Here is a 17,237-nt window from a genome sequence, read left to right as displayed (position 1 = left end):
AGAATGGTTATCATTCGTGCTTTCGTTAATAACCAAGAAAGCACGAGGTCAACCGATGTTCCGTCAGAACGATATTCACCCTCCTCAGCGGTATAGCTTGCTGCACCTGGCTATTGTGGCCGCCCTGGCAACGCCGGGCATGGCAGCGGCCCAGACAGATGTGTCCGAGTTGGCGCCGGTACGCGTACAGGGTTCGGTACCGGCATTCAAACCCGAGGCAGTGCAATCGGTCAAATTCCAGGCGCCTTTGCTGGACACGCCACAGACCATCAACATCGTTCCGTCGGAAGTATTGAAGCAACAAGGCGCCCAGAGCCTGCAAGATGTGCTGAGCAACGTGCCCGGCATCACTTTTTCTGCCGGTGAAGGCAACGCCGGCTGGGGCGACATGTTCACCATACGCGGCTTCTCTGCCGAGCAAAGCATCACCATCGACGGTGTGCGGGACAGTGCGCTTTCCAGCCGCAACGACATCTACAACATGGAACAGGCCGAGGTCTATAAAGGCACGGGCTCTATCGAGTCGGGCGTTGCGTCGCTGGGCGGTTCGGTCAACCTCGTTACCAAGACACCCAAGCTGGATGATTTTTACGACTTCAATGTCGGAATGGGCACCGACAGCTATCGCCGGACCACCGCCGACCTGAACCATCAGTTGGGCGACACCACCGCCTTCCGCCTTAACCTGATGTATCACGAGAACGACATCGCCGGGCGAGGCCATAGCGATTTCGAGCGTTGGGGCGTCGCGCCTTCGCTGTCCTGGGGGCTGGGTACTGATACTCGGGTGACCGCCGCCTATTCGTACCAGAAGGACGAGAACACCCCCGACTGGGGTGTGCCGCTGGGTCGCGATGGCAAGCGCATGAGGGGTATCGGGCGTGACTACTGGGGCCAACTCGACAACGTCGATACGGAAGAGACGGAAACCAACACGGCCATGCTGCGCCTGGAGCACGACTTCAACGACAAGGTGTCTGTGCGCAATCAAACCCGCTGGTCGGAGACCAAGCGCTTTACGCTGATGACGACCGGGGGGCGCTTGCTGAACGCGCCGGGCGGGACCACGCAAGGGCAGATTATTGCCAGGAAGGGCAACAGCGATTATTGGGGCTATGACGCCAGCGGCAATGAAACCTACCCCACCGGCTACCTTGCGGTCCCCCGCCTTCAGAATTCCGCCAACGGCTACAAGGGCGAAATTATCGCCAATCAAACCGATTTGAACCTGGATTTCAATACCGGCAGCGTTCGCCATCAGATGGTCACGGGTGTTGAATTCTACGAGGAAAGCTATCGGAAAGATCCGTTTAGTCGCCTGGTGCCGGACATTAATGGCCAATACGCCGGCGCAAGTGGTCGCCGCGTCATCGACGTACGGGATCCCAGCACGCATTACTCTGGGGACTGGACAAGATTGAACAGCACCGACGAGAGCGGCGCCAAAGTCACCAACTGGGCGCTCTACGCCTACGATCAGATCAGCCTGAGCAAACAATGGGAAATTGCCGCCGGCTTGCGCTACGACAAGTACAAGGTCAAGTGGTATGACGAAGCGGGTCGTATACAACCGTTCGAGCAAAGCGACGGTTTATGGAGCGGTCGCTTGGGCCTTGTCTATAAGCCCGTGGAGTTCGGCAGCATCTATGTGTCGTACAGCCAGGCCGCACAGCCGTCAGCCGCGGCGGCGGCATCCCGAACCGGCGGTGGCGACCAAGATGGTGATGTCAGCAGCTACTCTCCAGGTAAGGCCTCCACCTGGGAGCTCGGAACAAAATGGGATTTGTTGGATGAGAAGCTATCGCTTACCGGCGCCATCTTCCAGGTGGAGCGCAGCAATCCGACTGATACAGACCCGGACAACCCCAACAGAACGACCCAACACAGCGGCAAGGAACGTGTGCGCGGCTTCGAGCTTGGCCTGGCCGGCAACATCACTCCAAAATGGTCAGCCTATGGCGGTTTCACGGTCTTGCGCAGCAAGGTCCTGGAAAATTCAGAACAGCCCTGGCAAGAAGGCGGCAAGATGAAAAACGTGCCGGACATGACCTTCAACCTGTGGAGCAACTATGCCTTCGACCACCAGTGGGATGCCGGCTTGGGTGCGCAGTACGTGGGCAAGCGCCGCTTCGTGGCCGGAAATTACACCGGCGACAGAGCACCCGGCGGGCGACAGTCAGCCGACGTATACGTGCCCAGCTACTGGCTGTTCAACGCCGCAGTCGGGTACAAGGTCAACAAGAACCTGGCCTTGCGCCTGAACGTCAACAACATCTTCGACACCTTCTACCTGCAACGGGGCACGGCCAGCTCGGACGGCTTCCAACTGTTCGGCATCCCGGGCGGTGGACGCACGCTGATGCTGAACGCCGAGGCCACGTTCTAAGCAACGCCTTGCATCTTTGCTAAAGTAGCCCTGCGCCATCATGCGTTTCGATGGCTCAGGGCTTTGTCGCTATGGCGGCCACAGGAAGACAACTTATGATGCTTACCATCCCCGACGTCCTTAGCGCGGCTCAAGTGCAGCAATGCCGTCAAATCCTGGCGCAAGCCAACTGGACTGATGGACGCAGCACCGCCGGCCATGTTGCCGTACACGCCAAGGACAACCTGCAGTTGAGCCTGGACGACCCCATCGCGCAAAAGCTGGGCGGCTTGATTCTGGACGCATTAAGCAAGAACCAGCGCTTCATTTCCGCCACCCTGCCCTTGCGCGTACTGCCACCACGGTTCAATCGCTACAGCGGTGGTGGGCATTACGGCAACCATATCGACAACGCTATTTTCGGCATACCGGGCACGCCGCAGCGCGTGCGCAGCGACATTTCGGCCACCCTGTTTTTCAACGATCCCGATGATTACGACGGCGGTGAACTGACCATCGAAGACAGTTATGGCGCGCATACTGTGAAGCTGCCGGCCGGACACCTGGTCGTTTACCCGGGGGCCAGCCTGCATCGCGTCACGCCGGTCACGCGCGGCGAACGCCTGGCGGCTTTTTTCTGGATTCAAAGCCTGGTCCGCGAGGACAACCGCCGCTCCATTCTGTGGGAACTGGACACCGCCATACAGCGGATCGGGCAGGATCGGGCGGATAGTCCCGCCCTGCCTCAACTGACCGGGGTTTATCACAACCTCATACGCGAATGGTCCGATACATGATGGCGACAGCCCCCTTCCAGCCGGCCCGTCCGCTCAAGGCCGACCATGGTTGACGAAGCTTTACCGCCCTTGGCGCAGATTCCGGCCAACATCGCGTCCGTCAACGACTACATCCCCTATGCCCGCGAGCGCATGTCGGCCGCAGCCTGGGCCTACGTCAGCGGCGGCGCAGCCGACGAACTGACCATGGCCGACAACGAGGCCGCGTTTCAACGCCTGCGCATACAGCCACGCGTGCTGGCTTGCCTGGCAGGCGCCAGCACCGAACTTGAACTCTTCGGCAGCCGCTTGCCTTATCCAATTTTGCTGGCACCCGTTGCCTACCAGCGTCTGGCGCATCATGATGGCGAGCTGGCCTCTGTCCTGGGTGCCTCGGCGCTGCGAGCGACCATGGTCGTCAGTACTCAGGCCAGCGTGACCCTGGAAGATCTGTCGGCGAGCGCGCAAAGCCCTTTGTGGTTTCAGCTATATATACAGCCGGACCGCGATTTCACGATAGCCTTGATAAGGCGCGCCGAGCAGGCCGGCTACCAGGCCCTGGTATTGACGGCCGATGCACCGGTCAATGGTGTGCGCAACCGCGAACAGCGCGCCGGCTTCAGCTTGCCCGAGCACATACAGGCCGCAAACCTGCGCGGCATGCGTCCCCCGCCCGCACAGCATGCGGCAGCTGGGGGCAGTGGCCTGTTTGGTGGTCCGCTGCCTGCTTTGGCCCCCACTTGGGAAGATCTTCGTTGGCTGGTCCAGCAGACCCGTCTGCCGGTGGTGCTCAAGGGCATCAACACCGCGCATGACGCGCAACAGGCGCTGGATAATGGCGCGGCAGGCCTGGTGGTTTCCAACCATGGCGGACGCACACTGGACACCCTGCCTGCTGCCATAGACGCCTTGCCCTCGGTTGTTCAGGCAGTGGCCGGTCGGGTGCCGGTGCTGCTGGATGGTGGCATCCGCCGTGGCACGGATGTCTTCAAGGCGCTGGCGCTGGGCGCCACGGCCACCTTGATCGGACGTCCTTATATATACGGGCTGGCTGCGGCCGGCGCACCCGGGGTGGCCCATGTGCTGCACATGTTGCGTACCGAACTGGAAGTCACCATGGCACTGGCTGGTCGGCCACGCTTGCACGACATCGACGCGTCGGCGGTAATGCGCTAAGGCCCATACCAGACGATAACCGTGCCCTTGACGAACACCGGCGCGGGCAACGCTCCCTTGCCGAGCACGCTATGCACCAGGTACATGGAACGGCCGGGATCCAGGCCGTTGAATGCTGCTGTCGTGACGCGACCACGCTCCAGCGGTACACAAGGACCGGTATCGCCCCAGCATAGACGGCTGTTTACCTGGGCCGAGCCGGCAGCCTCGACACGTGCATGCACGCTATGTATAACGACGGGGCTCGAGGCCGCCTGCAGCGCCGGGGGCGCAAATGCTACCCGCATCTCGGTCTGTGCATAGTTGATCGCCGGACTGACGACATCCTGGCTCCATGAAAATTGGCCGGCCGACGCAGGCGTGAATAGCGAAACCAACGCCAAGCCCAACAGACCTTGCAGCGCCCTTGCGCAGGACCTGCGCGCGATCATCATCGTCATAAAAAACCGTAGCCTGCCAGGCGGTCGTCGACCGCAACGGGCCCAGCATACACAAAAAAAGGCCCGCAAGCCTTGTAGCTTGCGGGCCCAACAACCTGACAAAAAGTCAGGCAGCACTGGCCTTATCGTCGTCGGAACAGACCGCTAAGCAGCGCCAACACGGCGAGGACGAGAAAAATAAAGAACAGAATCTGCGCGATGGACGCAGCACCTGCTGCAATACCGCCAAAGCCTAGAAAGGCTGCGATGATGGCGATAACAAAAAAAACTACGGCGTAATAAAGCATGTTCATTCCCCTTCTTAGTTATTTTCAGTGCTTGTATTGCTTACTGCCATAGGCCGAACGGCCTGCAACCGACTAGCGGTTCCTGTCGAAGAAATCCTTTACTTCGCGCTCTGCCTCTTCACGGGTACGACCATACTTCTCCTGAACCAGGCCGGTAAGTTGTTCGGCATTTCCATTGATCTTTGCCAGTTCGTCGTCGGTCAGGTCGCCCCAAACCACTTTGGCTTTACCCGCCAATTGCTTCCATTGACCTTCCAGTGTGTCTTTGTTCATACTGATCTCCTGGGTTGATTCATCTCTACCGTAGACGTGGCAAGAATAGCGGTCAACAGCAAAACCCGGCTAAATGTAACCATGCCCCCCATATCGCTGACACAGCAACAACTGCTAAACATTTTGGCAACGCGGTAACAATGACTAGCGTGCGGGCAAGCTGATAAACTGTGTATCCAACCAGTACTCCACAAACAGCATGCGGTACAGCGACCCTCTGAACAACCCCTGGTACTACCTGGACAACTTCGAAATTGTTCTGGACTGGGTGCGCCAGCGCTATCATGATTTACTGCTGCCCGAAGAAGCCGACTTCATCCGGAAATTCAGGCAAACGCCACGGCCTGCGCGAGCTCTGCTCGTGCGCATGATCATGCGCAAAGGTGACGTCTTTCGCGCCGACAAACTTCGGTATCCCGAAATTGGCTGCCCACTAGCGGCACTCGCCGCTCTGGCTGACACCGCTTGGGTCGATGCCAACCCTGCCCTGACCGTGGACGAGCTGTTTGGTTTGCTGCTGCGGTCCGAGCTTGGACAACTGCTGGCCCCGCTGCTTGCCAATACCGGCGTAGCGGGCGCAACCAAGGCTGCCCAGCGCCAGGCCCTGCTTGCACTGAACCTGGAGCCCAGGAGGCTCTTGCAGTGGGCCGAAAGCGCTGGCAAGCAGCCCGTTGTCGACCCGATCTACCGCCTGAATATCCGCGCCTTGTGCGACCGCCTACGCCTGATGTTTTTTGGCAATCTGCACCAGGACTGGACGGAATTCGTACTCGCCGACCTGGGCACCCACACCTACGAAGCGGTAAGCCTGGATGCTTCATCGCGTGCATTTCAGCAGCGCGAACAAATTGACGCCTACCTGCACCTGCATCAATGCCGGCAGGAACTGGACGAGGCCACAGACGCCGACGCCCTAAACATCTTGCTTGCACGCATACCGACAGAGCCCTACCCGAACGACTGGCTCGAAGAGCGGCGCAGCAAACTGCTGTTTCGCCTGGGCCGACATGCCGAGCGGCAACAACAGTGGAGTGTCGCGGAAAGCTGTTATCAGCGCAGCGCCTATCGCGAAGCCCGGACGCGCCGCATACGGGTGCTCGAGCGGAACCAGCAATACACCGCCGCACATGAATTGGCACAGCTGGCCCTGACCGACACAACAAACGACGCGGAACAACAGGCGGTTTTACGAATGATGCCCCGCCTGCAAAGACTTTGCGGCTACGCAAGCAAGAAAACCGCAAGCTGCCCAGGCATTGTGCGTATCGATGTGACGCTGCCGGCGCCGGCACAGACCACGCGTATAGAAGAAGAAGTACGCCAGCATCTGGCTGAGGATGCGGCGCCGGCCTTTTACGTTGAGAACGCACTGTTCAACTCCTTGTTTGGCCTGCTTTGCTGGGACACGCTCTTTGCCAGTGTGCCGGGAGCCTTCTTTCATCCCTTCCAGCACGGCCCTGCCGATTTGCTGCATGCGGACTTTCGCAAGCGGCGTCAGTCGCTCTTCGCTGAGCATTTCGACCAATTGCATACTGGTCAGTATCAGGAGACCATACGCTGCAATTTCGAGCGCAAGGCCGGTGTGCTGTCGCCCTTTGTTTATTGGGGCGCGCTGCCGGAGCAACTGCTGGATCTTGCGCTGGATTGCATTCCCGCCGCGCATTTGAAGGCGGCATTTGAACGTTTGCTGAACGACATACGAGGCAACCGGTCGGGCCTGCCCGACCTGATACAGTTCTGGCCGGAACAGCGCCGCTATCGCTTGATAGAAGTCAAAGGGCCCGGCGACCGCCTGCAGGACAATCAACTGCGTTGGCTGGACCACTTCAACCGGCACGGGGTTCCGGTCAGTGTGTGCTACGTGCAGCGCCCGGTTTCGTCATGAACTACACCGTGGCGGTAAGAAGTTTGTGCGAATTCACGGCGCGACGCGGCGATCTGGATCTGCGTTTCACGCCGGGACCATCCGCGTTGGAAGGCATGGAGGGGCACGCCGCGGTGCGTAGCAAACGGCCACCAACCTATCGGGCAGAAATTTCGCTAGCCGCTGATTATCGCAACTTGCATGTTCGCGGTCGGGCCGATGGCTATGATCCCGACCTGAACCGGCTTGAAGAGATCAAGACTTATCGCGGCAAGCTCGAGGCCATGCCGGCCAACCATCGGGCTCTGCATTGGGCGCAAGCCAAGATCTATGCCTATTTGTTATGCCGGCAGTTGCAGTTGAACCGCATCGCTGTCGCCCTGGTGTATTTTGATATCGGCGAACGCACGGAAACCCTCATCGTCGAAGACCATGAGGCGGCGTCGCTGGAGCAGCACTTCCAGCAGCACTGCGATTGCTTCATCGACTGGGCCGACCAGGAAATGCGCCACCGCCTGGCTCGCGACGCCGGCCTGGATGCCATGTCGTTTCCCTTTCCGGCCTTCCGGCCCGGCCAGCGCGACCTTTCCGTATCGGTGTACAAGTCCGCAAGGCAAGGCCGCCATCTGCTGGCCCAGGCGCCAACCGGCATTGGCAAGACCGCAGGCACCCTGTTTCCCGTACTCAAGGCCTGCCCGCGGGAAGGCATAGACAAGCTGTTCTATCTGACGGCCAAGACGTCCGGCCGCCAACTGGCGTTGGACGCCTTGGCACGGCTATCTGCCAAACCGCAAAACAGTGCAAACACCGGCATCCGCGTACTGGAGCTTACTGCTCGCGACAAGGCTTGCGAACATCCGGACAAGCAGTGCAACGGCGCATCGTGCCCGTTGGCGCAAGGGTTCTATGACAAACTGCCGGCAGCGCGCCAGGAAGCCGTGGACCTGGCCTTCCTGGACAAGACGGCCCTGCGGGCAGTGGGGCAGCGGCATCAGTTGTGCCCGTACTGGCTGACGCAAGAGCTCGCAAAATGGAGCGACGTCGTCGTGGGAGACTACAACTATTACTTCGACACCACGGCCATGCTCTACAGCCAGACGGTCAACAACGCATGGCGAGTCACTGTGCTGGCCGACGAGGCGCACAACCTGATCGAACGCGCGCGCAAAATGTACAGCGCCGAGCTGGACGAAGCGTGCCTGATCGCTGCGCAGCACAGCGCCCCGCCGTCGCTCAAAGCAGCCTTGACCTCACTGCTCAAGGCATGGCGTAAATCGTATCGCGATCAGGAGTCGCTCTATCAGGTCTACGACGGCATTCCCAAGGCGCTGCACAATGCGCTGCTACGCGCCAGCGGCATTGTCGGGGACTACCTGGCAGACCACCAGAGCGCTACCGACACGGCCCTGCAAACGCTTTACTTCGACATGCTGCACTTCCTGCGCCTGGCCGAGGTCTTTGCTTCGCATTCGATATTCGACATCACCTTGCTGCCGCGCACCGGTAGACGGCCATCGGGCGCGCGCCTGTGTTTGCGCAATATGGTGCCGGCACCCTTTCTCGAGCCGCGCTTTGCGGCCGCACATCATGCAGTGCTGTTTTCGGCCACACTCAGCCCCTGCACGTTTTATCGCGATACCCTGGGGATGCCCGAGGATGCCGCCTGGGTAGATGTAGACACGCCCTTCCGTGCGGAACAATTGCGTGTCATCGTCCAGCGCCAGATATCGACCCGCTATCAGCATCGCTCGCAATCCATTGCACCCATTACCGCGCTGATGGCCCGGCAGTATCGACACCATCCGGGCAACTATCTAAGCTATTTCAGCAGTTTCGACTACCTGAGCCAGGTGATGGACGAGTTCGCGCGCAGCTACCCGGAAATCCCGATCTGGGATCAGTCGCGCGCCATGCAGGAGACCGACAAGGACGCCTTCCTGCAGCGCTTTCAGGAAGACAGCTGCGGCATAGGCTTTGCCGTGCTGGGGGGCGCCTTTGCCGAAGGCATAGACTTGCCCGGCCGGAAACTGATAGGGGCATTCGTTTCCACCCTGGGCCTGCCCCAGATGAACCCGGTGAATGAAGCGCTAAAAGACAGCATGGGCAGCATCTTTGGCAGCCGGCATGCCTATGACTACGCCTACCTGTATCCCGGTTTGCAGAAAGTGGTGCAGGCTGCGGGGCGAGTCATACGGACCGATACCGACGTAGGCGTCGTCCACCTGATCGATGACCGCTATGCGCAAGCGCGTGTACGCCGCCTTTTTCCGCGCTGGTGGCGGGTAGAATACGCCGATCAGACTATGGACGAAGGTGTATTGATTTCATGAAAGCGGCAATCAGACCGTGGGCTCTTTCCGGCGGTGCTGCCGTGGCGGTCGGCTTTGCGCGGTTCGCGTATGCGCTGATCCTGCCTGCCATGAAGACCGATCTGCAGCTTAACTATGCACAGGCAGGCTGGCTTAATACCGCCAATGCGCTGGGCTACTTGCTGGGGGCGCTGATCACCATCGCCGTCGTCGCCCGTGTGGGAAATCGACGCCTGTTCGTGGGCGGCCTGGCGCTTACCACCCTGGCCCTGATCGCCAATGGCTGGACGCACAACTTCGAACTGCTGACCTTGTTTCGCTTTCTGGCTGGCTTCGGCGCTGCCGGCGCCTTCATTTGTGGCGGCGTCTTGTCCGGTGTCCTGGGCACGCGTGCCATCGTTATTTTCTTTAGTGGCGGCGGCATCGGCATGCTGGTTACCGGCGCGCTGCTGCCGTGGCTGTTCGAATATGCCGGCCCCGGCTCCTGGCCGTGGGCATGGATGGCGATGGGCGCCATTTGCGTTCCGCTGTCGCTGGCCGCGATCGCCGCCATGCGAGACATCGCAGAACCCTCGCAAGCTGGCTCTTACGCCAAATGGCCATGGCGACCCTGCGTGCCGGAATTCACGGCCTATTTTCTGTTCGGGCTGGGCTACATCGCGTATGTGACTTTCATTGTGGCATGGGTGGGCGCCAATCCCGTTGGCAGCCTGTCGCAGGCCGCCATCACTTCCGTCATGTGGAGCTTGCTGGGCTTCATGACCCTGATGGCACCGATGCTATGGCGCCGCGTGTTCAATGGTCGCCATGATGGTGTACCCATGGCGGCGTCCATGATGGTGCTGGCGGTGGGTGCGGCGCTGCCGCTGATGGTGCCCAGCATCGCCGGTGTGTGGCTGTCGGCCGCGCTGGTGGGTTCCAGCGTATTCATGGTGCCTTCCGCAGCAACGGGTTTTGTCAAAACCAACTTGCCGCCGCCGGCCTGGGGCGGTGCGCTGGCCGTTGCCACCAGCTTGTTCGCCATCGGCCAGACTATCGGTCCCGTCGCAGCCGGCTGGGTCAGTGACCTTTCCGGCTCCCTGTCCATGGGTCTGAGCGTCTCGGCAGGTGTCCTGGTGGTCGGCGCGCTGATCGCATTGCTGCAGAAACCGGTACAAACGCCAGCAGCCCAAGTGGCAGCGTCCTAGTATCCTTGCAGGATGATCAAAGCGCTGTACAACATCGCCGGGACCATCGCCTTGATACTGGCTATCGCCGGGATCTTCCTGCCTCTGCTGCCCACCACGCCCTTTTTGTTGCTGGCATCGGCCTGTTACCTGCGCGGCTCCGAACGCTTGCATCGATGGCTGCTTACCCACCACATGATCGGCCCATACCTGGCCAACATTCAGTCCGGGCGGGGCATCCCCATGCGCGCGAAAATCCTGGCGCTGGTATTTCTGTGGGTATCCCTGGCCGTGTCGGCCTGGCTTATTCCGATCTTGTGGGTGCGACTGCTATTATTAGTGCCCGGCATAGGCACCAGTGTGTATTTATTGCGCATGAAGACCTCCATGCCGGATAGCGCTTCGTAATCGCGGACGATCACCGCCGTTCGCGCAGAAGCGAGCGCAACATATCGTATTATTGAGGCTGTATCACAACAACCTATTCTCCCCCGCCCTAGATGTCATTAGTTTTTATTCTTGCCTTGCCATTCGCAGGCAGTATCCTTGCTGCCCTGCTACCCGCGAATGCCCGCAAGCTGGAAGCATGGTTGGCGGGCGGTATTGCCATCGCCTGTGCCGTGATGGTGTTCACCCAGTTGCCCAGCGTGGTCGACGCACGTGTCATCAAGACCACGGTGGCGTGGATTCCGCAACTCGGTGTGGACCTGACCCTGAGGCTGGACGGATACTCGTGGTTGTTCGCGATGATCATCACGACGATGGGCGCGCTCATCGTGCTTTACGCCCGATACTATCTGTCGCCCCAAGATCCTGTCCCCCGGTTTTTCTCATTTTTCCTGGCGTTCATGGGTTCGATGCTGGGCATCGTGATGTCGGGCAACCTGATACAACTGGTGGTGTTCTGGGAACTGACCAGCCTGTCATCGTTCATGCTGATCGCCTATTGGCATCACCGGCTTGATGCGCGCCGCGGCGCCCGCATGTCGCTGATCATTACGGGCGCAGGCGGCCTTTGCCTATTGGCCGGCATGTTGATGCTGGGCCAGGTGGTAGGCAGCTATGACCTGGACGAGGTACTGGCATCGGGCGACCTGGTCCGCACCCATCCGTGGTACTTGGCCATACTGATACTGGTCGCACTGGGCGCCTTGTCCAAAAGCGCTCAATTTCCCTTCCACGTCTGGCTGCCCAACGCGATGGCGGCGCCCACACCGGTGTCCGCCTACCTGCATTCGGCCACTATGGTCAAGGCAGGGGTGTTCCTGCTTGCACGACTGTGGCCGGTATTGGCCGGAACAGACGAATGGATGTGGATTATCGGCACCGCCGGACTGGTATCGCTGGTGCTGGGTGCCTATGCGGCGACTTTCCAGATGGACATGAAAGGCGTACTGGCCTATTCCACCATCAGCCACCTCGGTCTGATCACCCTGCTGCTGGGCCTGCAAACCAAACTGGCCCTGATTGCTGCCGTGTTCCATATGGTCAACCACGCCACCTTCAAGGCTTCCTTATTCATGGCTGCCGGCATCGTCGACCACGAGACCGGCACCCGAGATCTGAGCCGGCTGTCGGGGCTATACCGAAGCATGCCTATCACTGCCACGCTGGCTGTGGTCGCGGCCGCATCGATGGCCGGTGTGCCGCTGCTTAATGGTTTTCTTTCGAAGGAAATGTTCTTCACTGAAACCGTGTTCATGACGGGCAACTGGTTCAATCGCTACGGATTGCCGGCCGCTGCGCTGGTCTTTGGCATCTTCAGCGTGGCCTATTCCTTGCGTTTCATTATGCAGGTGTTTTTCGGTCCCGCGCCACGCGATCTGCCGCGCGATCCCCATGAGCCGCCGCTACTCATGCTGATACCCAGCGGCATTTTGGTCTTGATCTGCCTGGTAGTGGGCATGTTACCCGCCATTACGCTCGGACCCTTCCTGCACAATGCCACTCAGGCCTTGCTGGGCTCGGCCACGCCCCATTACGACCTGCGCATCTGGCATGGCTTCAATTTGCCCCTGATGATGAGCTTGCTTGCCCTGATAGGCGGCATCGCGCTGCTGCGACTGCTGCGTCACCGCGATCGCACGCGGCCCGGCAAGACACCACTGATCTATATTTTTGATGGTCGTCGCAGCTTCGAAGCGCTACTTGAACTAGTCGATACCGCTTCAGTCATCGTCCTTGGCTGGACACGCTCGCCACGACTGCAATTGCAATTGCTGATCGTCGTACTGCTGACCTTCCTGGTTGCCATGCTGCCCCTGCTGGGCAGCGAATGGCTGCAACCGGTTATCTCGACACCCGCGCACCCGATGTTCGCACTGATGTGGATAGCCGGTGGCGCCTGCGCTATCGCCGCAGCACGTAAGGCGAAGTATCACCGTGCCATGTCGCTGCTGCTGACCGGCGGCGCAGGGCTGGTTACTGCCTTGACCTTTGCTTGGCTGTCCGCTCCGGACTTGGCCCTCACCCAGTTGGCCGTTGAAGTCGTCACCCTGGTCCTTATCTTGCTGGGGCTGCGCTGGCTGCCGCCGCGCGTGGCCGCCGACGATGGCCCTCCGCCGCTACAGAGCGCTTTGCGGGCGTTTGTGCGGCGCTTTCGCGACCTCATCATCGCCATCATCAGTGGTGCGGGGCTGGCGGCCATTGCCTATGCGGTATTCACCCGTCCGCATCCTGGGGGAATTTCATCATTCTTTGTCGAGCAGGCCATACCTTTCGGCGGTGGCGCGAACGTCGTCAACGTCATCCTGGTGGACTTCCGAGGCTTTGACACCTTCGGTGAAATCACCGTGCTCGGCATCGTCGCATTGACCGTATACGCGCTGCTGCGCCGTTTCCGTCCGCCACCCGAGAGCATGACCCTGCCCCGGGCGCGCCGGCGCATATTGGATACCAGCCGGCTGGTTGATCGATTTGCAGAGCCGGATCCGAAGGCGCTCGTGCCCGACGGCGTCATGAAGATACCGGCTGTGCTGGTCCGATTGCTGTTGCCGCTGGCTGTGCTGATTTCCCTCTACTTCCTGATACGCGGCCATAACTTGCCGGGCGGCGGTTTCGTTGGCGGGCTCATCATGGCCACGGCCATCATCCTGCAGTACATGGTGGGTGGCGTGATCTGGGTCGAAGCACGTCCGCGCATCCATCCTCAATATTGGTTGGCGGTGGGCCTCTTGGCAGCCGGTGGCGCGGCGATGTCAGCCTGGTGGGCGGCGCGTCCGTTGCTGGCAGCCATCAGCCGGGACTTCCACGTACCGCTGATCGGGCACGTGCATCTGTCCACCGTGCTGTTATTCGACATTGGTGTGTATATGCTGGTTGTGGGGGCAACGGTGCTGATGCTGGTTGCGCTGGCCCACCAATCGCTGCGGCTATACCGCAAGCCCGCGGCTGCCCCGGCGGTTCAAGCACTACCCGAAGCAGGAGAGGCCTGATGGAAATAATATTGGCCATGGCCATAGGGGTGCTGGCCGGATCCGGCATCTGGCTGCTGCTGCGCCCACGAACCTTCCAGGTCATCATGGGCCTGTCCTTGATCTCGTATGCCGTCAATCTTTTCATCTTCGGCATGGGACGTGTGAAGCTGGGCTCACCGCCCGTCATCAATACCGACTGGGCGGCCGACGCCACGCAATATGCTGACCCCTTGCCGCAAGCCCTGGTATTGACGGCCATTGTCATCGGCTTTGCCACCACGGCGTTGTTCCTGGTCGTGCTGCTGGCTTCGCGCGGGCTTTCCGACACCGACCACGTCGATGGACAGGAGCCGCCGCAATGAGCGAATGGCTGAAGCACCTGCCCATACTTCCGGTTATCCTGCCCTTGGTAGCCGGTGCCGGCATGCTGTTGCTGAACGACGCCCATCGTCGTGGCCGCCTGGTCCTGGGCTTTGCCTCCATCGTTGCCCAGCTGTATTGCGCCGTCATGCTGCTCAGCATGGCTTACGGCCATACGCCCAGCAACTGGCCCGACGGCGTGGGCGTGTATCTGCTGGGCGACTGGCGCGCGCCTTTTGGCATCGTGGCCGTGGTCGACAAGCTGTCGACCCTGATGTTGCTGCTTACCGCCGTGATGGGATTGACGACGTGGGTCTATGCCACGGCCCGCTGGGACAGGGCCGGCGTGCACTTTCACCCCCTCTTTCAGTTCCTGATGATGGGCTTGAACGGCGCCTTCCTTACTGGCGACCTGTTCAACCTGTTCGTCTTCTTCGAGGTGCTGCTGGCAGCCTCGTATGGCTTGCTGTTGCACGGCTCGGGCAAGCAGCGCGTTGCCGCCGGCTTGCACTACATAGTCGTCAACCTGCTTGCCGCCTTCCTGCTTTTGATCGCCATGGCGCTGATCTACGGCGTAACCGGCACACTTAACATGGCCGATCTGGCCGGCCGCGCCGGACAGTTGGCTGGTTCTGAACGCAGCCTATTCGAAGCGGGTGCCGCCATATTGGGGGTGGCCTTCCTGATCAAGGCCGCTGCCTGGCCGCTGAACTTCTGGCTGCCGGCGGCCTACGCCAACGCCAGCGCACCGGTGGCCGCCTTCTTCGCCATCATGACCAAGGTCGGCATCTATGCCTTGCTGCGCATAGGCTCGCTGTTGATACCTACCGGTGCGCCCGCCGCCTTCGGGGGCGAGTGGATGTTTCCATTGGGCATGGCGACCCTGGCCTTTGGCACCATAGGTGTGCTTGCCGCTCCCCAAACTGAACGCCAGGCCGGCTACTGCGTGATCATTTCTTCGGGCATATTGCTCGCGGCACTTGGCATGCCGGGCGTCACCATGACCGGGCCTGCCCTGTTTTATCTGATCACTTCCGTGCTGGCGCTGGGCGCCCTGTTCATGCTGCTGGAGATGATCGCAAGGACGCAATCCTTTGGTGCCGACCTGCTCGCTATTTCGCTCGAAGCGTTCGACCTGGAGGACCCCGAGTCTCCTAATCGATCCGACGATGTCGTGGGGGTCGCCATTCCCGCCGCGATGGCCTTCCTGGGCATGGCCTTTATCGCTTGCGCACTGCTCATTGCCGGCTTGCCGCCGCTATCGGGCTTTGTTGCCAAGTTCGCCTTGCTCTCGGCAGCTCTGGAAACGCCCATCGGCGACACACCGTCGATGGCCGCCTGGTCACTGGTGATAGGCATGCTGGTGTCTGGTCTGGCTTGTATCATCGCGCTAAGCCGCAGCGGCATACGTCTGTTCTGGACCCCTGAAGACACCGTCATCCCGCGCCTGCGCATAAGCGAAGCGGCCCCCGTCGCGGCCCTGATACTGGCCTGCGTCGGCCTCGCCTTCTGGGCCGGCCCCGCCATGAACTACCTGGGCCAGACTGCCAGCTACCTCGATAGGCCGGCGTCCTACGTTAACGCGGTGCTCAATCAGAATACCAGTCGGGCTATCGAACCGGAGGCAGGGTCATGAAGCGCCATCTGCACCGGCTTACTTTGCCCTTGGCGCTTCTTGCCTTGTGGTTGCTGTTGAACGACAGCGTATCGCCGGGCCAAATTGCGCTGGGCGGCGGCATCGCCATCGCGCTGACGCTGGCGCTAAGCGCTTCGAAGCTGCGCCCATTGCGGGCCCGGCCCAAGCATGTGTGGACCATGCTTTGTCTGATCTGGCACGTGGCGGTAGATATAGCCCGGTCAAACATCGCGGTGGCCCGCATCATTTTAATGGGCGAGCAAGCCCAGGCGACGTCAGGGTTTCTTAAGATTCCCTTGCGCATGCGCGACGCTCATGGCCTGGCCGCCTTAGCCTGCATCGTGACCTATACGCCGGGAACAGTATGGTCGGATTACTCCGACGTCGAGAATGTGCTGACCTTGCACGTGCTGGACCTGAAGGACGAAAGCGAGTGGCTGCACACCATACAGGAACGCTATGAACGTCCATTGATGGAGATCTTTGAATGAGTACGCTTGTTTACTGGGCGGCCACCTTCGCCCTGGGCTGCTACGTGATCGCGGTTGTCTTGTCCGTACTGCGCATGTTGCGCGGCCCATCATCACCTGACCGGGTATTGGCCCTGGACACCATGTATATCAATGGCATGTTGATCCTGCTGGTACTGGGCTTGCAGTTCAATTCGGGACTGTATTTCGACATCGCACTTCTGATCAGCATGTTCGGTTTTGTTGGGTCGGTTGCCTTGGCTAAATTCCTGCTGCGCGGCGAGGTCATCGAACCATGATTCCAGCATTGCCTTTCTGGATTGCCATCCCGGTGGCGCTATTGCTGGTCATCAGCGGCCTGATTACTGTGATCGGTTCGCTGGGCTTGCTGCGACTACCCGGCTTCTACCAGCGCATCCATGCCCCTACGCTGGGCAACACCCTGGGCGTATTCTGTGTCCTGCTTGCCTCCATCCTGGCGTCCTCCTACATAGAGCAGCGCGTTGTCGTGCACCAGATACTCATCACCGTTTTCCTGGTCATTACCTCGCCCGTCACTGCCATGCTGCTCATGCGTGCAGCGATCAAGCGTAAAGAGCGCGACACCGCTTCCGGAGGCGACGCCATGCCGGCGGCATCCCGGGGGGTTCGACACAAGTAGACGGCACCAACCGCGGAAACGTTCACTTACACTGGCCC

At 60.3% G+C, this 17,237-nt stretch carries 16 protein-coding genes; 13 read left to right on the top strand and 3 right to left on the bottom strand.

Annotated elements, in window-relative coordinates:
* Positions 1 to 55: 55 nt before the first annotated feature.
* From CKA81_RS03490 to CKA81_RS03480, 3 genes are all read left to right on the top strand, one after another.
* Positions 56 to 2,386 carry a TonB-dependent receptor gene (locus CKA81_RS03490; RefSeq protein WP_128354064.1) on the top strand — a complete coding sequence of 777 codons (2,331 nt, stop codon included), beginning with the start codon at positions 56 to 58 and terminating at the stop codon, positions 2,384 to 2,386.
* 95 nt (positions 2,387 to 2,481) lie between these two features.
* Positions 2,482 to 3,162: a Fe2+-dependent dioxygenase gene (locus CKA81_RS03485; RefSeq protein WP_128354063.1), complete on the top strand. Its 681-nt coding sequence runs from the start codon at positions 2,482 to 2,484 to the stop codon at positions 3,160 to 3,162.
* Positions 3,163 to 3,207: 45 nt separating this feature from the next.
* Positions 3,208 to 4,317, top strand: a complete 1,110-nt coding sequence (locus CKA81_RS03480; RefSeq protein WP_128354062.1) for an alpha-hydroxy acid oxidase — start codon at positions 3,208 to 3,210, stop codon at positions 4,315 to 4,317.
* Here the strand turns inward: CKA81_RS03480 and CKA81_RS03475 are convergent.
* From CKA81_RS03475 to CKA81_RS03465, 3 genes are all read right to left on the bottom strand, one after another.
* Positions 4,314 to 4,757, bottom strand: coding sequence for a flagellar protein FlhE (locus tag CKA81_RS03475; RefSeq protein WP_128354061.1), 444 nt, complete (start codon positions 4,755 to 4,757; stop codon positions 4,314 to 4,316). The two genes, CKA81_RS03480 and CKA81_RS03475, sit on opposite strands and share 4 nt — an antisense overlap.
* A gap of 122 nt (positions 4,758 to 4,879) precedes the next feature.
* Positions 4,880 to 5,044 carry a DUF1328 domain-containing protein gene (locus CKA81_RS03470; RefSeq protein ID WP_128354060.1) on the bottom strand — a complete coding sequence of 55 codons (165 nt, stop codon included), beginning with the start codon at positions 5,042 to 5,044 and terminating at the stop codon, positions 4,880 to 4,882.
* Between the two features lie 72 nt (positions 5,045 to 5,116).
* Positions 5,117 to 5,317 (bottom strand): CsbD family protein, encoded by a 201-nt coding sequence (locus tag CKA81_RS03465; protein ID WP_128354059.1) that lies wholly within the window; start codon positions 5,315 to 5,317, stop codon positions 5,117 to 5,119.
* Between the two features lie 199 nt (positions 5,318 to 5,516).
* On the opposite strand from CKA81_RS03465, the gene CKA81_RS03460 reads away from it, so the two are divergent.
* The 10 genes from CKA81_RS03460 (at position 5,517) to mnhG (ending at position 17,199) form a co-directional block, all read left to right on the top strand.
* Positions 5,517 to 7,202 carry a VRR-NUC domain-containing protein gene (locus CKA81_RS03460; protein ID WP_128354058.1) on the top strand — a complete coding sequence of 562 codons (1,686 nt, stop codon included), beginning with the start codon at positions 5,517 to 5,519 and terminating at the stop codon, positions 7,200 to 7,202.
* Entirely contained in the window at positions 7,199 to 9,511 is a 2,313-nt protein-coding gene (locus CKA81_RS03455) for an ATP-dependent DNA helicase (protein ID WP_128354057.1), read from the top strand. Before CKA81_RS03460 ends, CKA81_RS03455 begins: the two co-directional genes overlap by 4 nt.
* Positions 9,508 to 10,677 (top strand): YbfB/YjiJ family MFS transporter, encoded by a 1,170-nt coding sequence (locus CKA81_RS03450; RefSeq protein ID WP_128354056.1) that lies wholly within the window; start codon positions 9,508 to 9,510, stop codon positions 10,675 to 10,677. Before CKA81_RS03455 ends, CKA81_RS03450 begins: the two co-directional genes overlap by 4 nt.
* A gap of 12 nt (positions 10,678 to 10,689) precedes the next feature.
* Positions 10,690 to 11,064: a YbaN family protein gene (locus CKA81_RS03445; RefSeq protein ID WP_128354055.1), complete on the top strand. Its 375-nt coding sequence runs from the start codon at positions 10,690 to 10,692 to the stop codon at positions 11,062 to 11,064.
* A gap of 92 nt (positions 11,065 to 11,156) precedes the next feature.
* Positions 11,157 to 14,090: a monovalent cation/H+ antiporter subunit A gene (locus CKA81_RS03440; RefSeq protein WP_128354054.1), complete on the top strand. Its 2,934-nt coding sequence runs from the start codon at positions 11,157 to 11,159 to the stop codon at positions 14,088 to 14,090.
* On the top strand, positions 14,090 to 14,434 hold the full coding sequence (locus CKA81_RS03435) for a Na+/H+ antiporter subunit C (RefSeq protein WP_128354053.1): 345 nt from the start codon (positions 14,090 to 14,092) through the stop codon (positions 14,432 to 14,434). The genes CKA81_RS03440 and CKA81_RS03435 overlap by 1 nt, the downstream gene beginning before the upstream one ends.
* On the top strand, positions 14,431 to 16,068 hold the full coding sequence (locus tag CKA81_RS03430; protein ID WP_128354052.1) for a monovalent cation/H+ antiporter subunit D: 1,638 nt from the start codon (positions 14,431 to 14,433) through the stop codon (positions 16,066 to 16,068). The genes CKA81_RS03435 and CKA81_RS03430 overlap by 4 nt, the downstream gene beginning before the upstream one ends.
* Positions 16,065 to 16,559: a Na+/H+ antiporter subunit E gene (locus CKA81_RS03425; RefSeq protein ID WP_128354051.1), complete on the top strand. Its 495-nt coding sequence runs from the start codon at positions 16,065 to 16,067 to the stop codon at positions 16,557 to 16,559. Before CKA81_RS03430 ends, CKA81_RS03425 begins: the two co-directional genes overlap by 4 nt.
* Entirely contained in the window at positions 16,556 to 16,837 is a 282-nt protein-coding gene (locus CKA81_RS03420; RefSeq protein ID WP_128354050.1) for a K+/H+ antiporter subunit F, read from the top strand. The genes CKA81_RS03425 and CKA81_RS03420 overlap by 4 nt, the downstream gene beginning before the upstream one ends.
* Positions 16,834 to 17,199 (top strand): monovalent cation/H(+) antiporter subunit G, encoded by a 366-nt coding sequence (mnhG, locus tag CKA81_RS03415; protein ID WP_128354049.1) that lies wholly within the window; start codon positions 16,834 to 16,836, stop codon positions 17,197 to 17,199. Before CKA81_RS03420 ends, mnhG begins: the two co-directional genes overlap by 4 nt.
* Positions 17,200 to 17,237: the final 38 nt, after the last annotated feature.

Origin of the sequence: Pollutimonas thiosulfatoxidans, from assembly GCF_004022565.1 — a bacterium.
Taxonomy (GTDB): Bacteria; Pseudomonadota; Gammaproteobacteria; order Burkholderiales; family Burkholderiaceae_B; genus Pusillimonas_D; species Pusillimonas_D thiosulfatoxidans.
The sequence above is the reverse complement of the archived record's forward strand: the minus strand, read 5'-3'. Positions and strand labels throughout refer to the sequence as shown.